We start from the raw sequence: 2,435 nt of genomic DNA on the forward strand, positions 1-2,435 counted from the left end.
GCCTACACCACTACGAAGGACGGACCTGGCAAGGCTGGCACCACCACGTCACCCTCGTCTGCGCCGCTCATGCCTTCCTCACCCTGCACCGCCTGAACCCAAAAGCGGCAGCGCCGGCCTGACCCTCTACGCCGTACTCCGCAACCTGCAACACCAGCTCGTCCGCCTGGCCGGCGCCTGCCCCACCTGCAAAACACGGTTCCCGACAACGAAACCCCGCTACCCACTCAGATTATGACAAAGCACTACTAGGGCCTGTGTCGAAGTCGGTTAGAGCCATTCGTTGATGGCGGCAATCTGTACGGTGGTGTGGTAGCGGACGGCGAGTTTGTCGAACCGGGTGGCCACGGCGCGGTGGCGTTTGAGGCGGTTGATTCCGCACTCCACGGCATGACGCTGCTTGTAGATGTTGGGGTCGAAGGCTGGTGGTCGGCCGCCCTTGGAGCCTCTGGCCCGCCGGTGGGCGTCCTGGTCGGCCTTGCTCGGGATGGTCGCCGCGATCCTACGTCGGCGCAGGTAGGTCCGGTTCGCCTTCGAGGTGTACGCCTTGTCGGCCAGGACCCGGTTCGGGCGGCTCCTCGGACGACCCGTGACCAGGCGGGGAACATGGATGGCGGCCAGTACCGGGATGAACTGTGGGCTGGCGCCGAGCTGTCCGGCGGTCAACACGATCGCGAGGGGTTTCTGTCCCTGCTCACATGCCAGGTGCAACTTCGTGGTCAACCCGCCACGGGAACGACCCAACGCGTGGTCGTCCGGCTCGACGGTGACACCGCCGGGCGGTTCGGCCTGTAGAGCCCCCTTTTCCGCGCACCGGCGGCGTGCTGGTGGGCTCGGGCGGTGGTCGAGTCCACCGACACGTCCCAGGTGATCTGGCCGGCGGCGTCAGCGCGGGCCTGCAACACGGTGAGGATCTGTTGCCAGGTCCCGTCGCGCTGCCAGCGCCGGAACAGGGCGTACACCGCCGACCAGGACCCGTACTCGGGTGGCACGTCCCGCCACGGGGCGCCCACCCGGATCCGCCACCGGATCCCGTCGATCAACTGCCGTCTGCTCCACAACGACGGACGACCCGGCAGCTTCGACGTCGGTAGCAACGGCTCCAGCGCCGCCCACTGGATGTCGGTCAGGTCGAACCGCCTCGTCACCGCTAGGGTCTCCACGAGGTCTCCGTTTTCAGGTTCTGCTTCGTCGCTGAACCATCTACCGGAGACCTCGCTGTATCACGACCACCGACACGCGAAGATCCTCACGCCAGTGCAAACCCTGGCACCGACTTCGACACAGGCCCTAGCCGACTCGGTATGCCACATGGATTTGGTCTCCCGGCTCCGGGCGTTGGTGGGGCCTGCGCGCTGGCCTCGCCGCCTTGGATGGCCAATCCTCCAGGATCCAATATCACCTGGGAGCCATCGTCCAAGGTTTACCGAACGAATTCCGCCATTACTAACGCCCCCGCGACCCGTCCCCGCCTCGTCGCCGTGGCCATCGGGCCTGCGCCACCGCCCGCCGCCAGCGCCGCCGCGACCGCACCCGCCCGGCCGCCGCGGCCAGCGCCCGCCACGGCCCGAACTCGACGATCCACAGGATCAGCGACGCGCTAACGCCGGCACCCACACCGGCCGCGAACATCCGGTTCTCGATGTCGGCCGCCTTGTTGTCGTCGACGTACGTCACGCTGGGTGCCAGCGGCGCCGCGAAGTCCTGGTCCATCGTCCAGGACAGGGCCAGCGGGTTCTCCCTCGGCGGGCTGGCGTACTCCTCCCGGACGTCCTCCGGCGGCGCCCCGAGGATGTCGATCCGTCCGGACGAACGTGCGCTCGCCGCGCTGGAAGTAGACCGGCAAGTCCGTGTCACCGAAGAGACGGGTCGCGTAGCGGTGACCCTTGTCCCTGGCCACGACCTTCGTCATCGGCTCGGCGGTCAAGGTCTGAAAGCCGTTGAAGCCAGTCAGCACATCGGCAAGCGGACCGTCCCAGACGATCGCACTTTCCGGCGAGACCTCGACGGTGACGCTCCGGTTGGCGAGCTCCCGCGCCGAGTCGACGACGACGGTCAGAGCGTAGGAGACGTCGGTGAAGAAACTTTTGTCGAGCGACGGCATGACCAACAACGTCACCTCGACCTTGGACATGCCTTCCGGGGCGATGACCCGGATGTTGCTCTGTTTCGCCGGCCCGGAACCAGGGCGTGCCATGTCGTACACGTGCCAGCTGCTGTACCCCGTGACCACGGCAAGGGCTACGACGATCAGGAACGGGATCAGGCCGGCGGGACGGAACGGCTTCGGGCGCCTGCGGGATCGGGTCACGGCTGCCCATCGTGGCAGACGGGCGCGAGCGGGGCCAGTTTCCAGAGGGGCACTAAGAGATCAACTAGTACGGCAGTCGCCGTTCGTGAGGTGACCTCGGGTCCTGCCGGAACGGGTGCGGCCA

The 2,435-nt window shown here is 67.1% G+C and carries 2 protein-coding genes; both read right to left on the reverse strand.

Annotated elements, in window-relative coordinates; translation table 11 throughout:
• Nucleotides 1-270 precede the first annotated feature (270 nt).
• Nucleotides 271-1,148, reverse strand: a protein-coding gene (locus ACFP2T_RS46415; RefSeq protein WP_377434067.1) for an IS5 family transposase whose coding sequence is annotated in 2 segments (ribosomal slippage) — nucleotides 271-755 and nucleotides 755-1,148 — 879 coding nt in all. Because the reading frame shifts where the segments join, the coding sequence is not laid out codon by codon here.
• Nucleotides 1,149-1,446: 298 nt separating this feature from the next.
• Nucleotides 1,447-1,857, reverse strand: coding sequence for a hypothetical protein (locus ACFP2T_RS46420; protein ID WP_377434066.1), 411 nt, complete (start codon nucleotides 1,855-1,857; stop codon nucleotides 1,447-1,449).
• Nucleotides 1,858-2,435: the final 578 nt, after the last annotated feature.

Source organism: Plantactinospora solaniradicis (assembly GCF_042658085.1).
In the GTDB taxonomy this organism is placed as follows: domain Bacteria; phylum Actinomycetota; class Actinomycetes; order Mycobacteriales; family Micromonosporaceae; genus Plantactinospora; species Plantactinospora solaniradicis.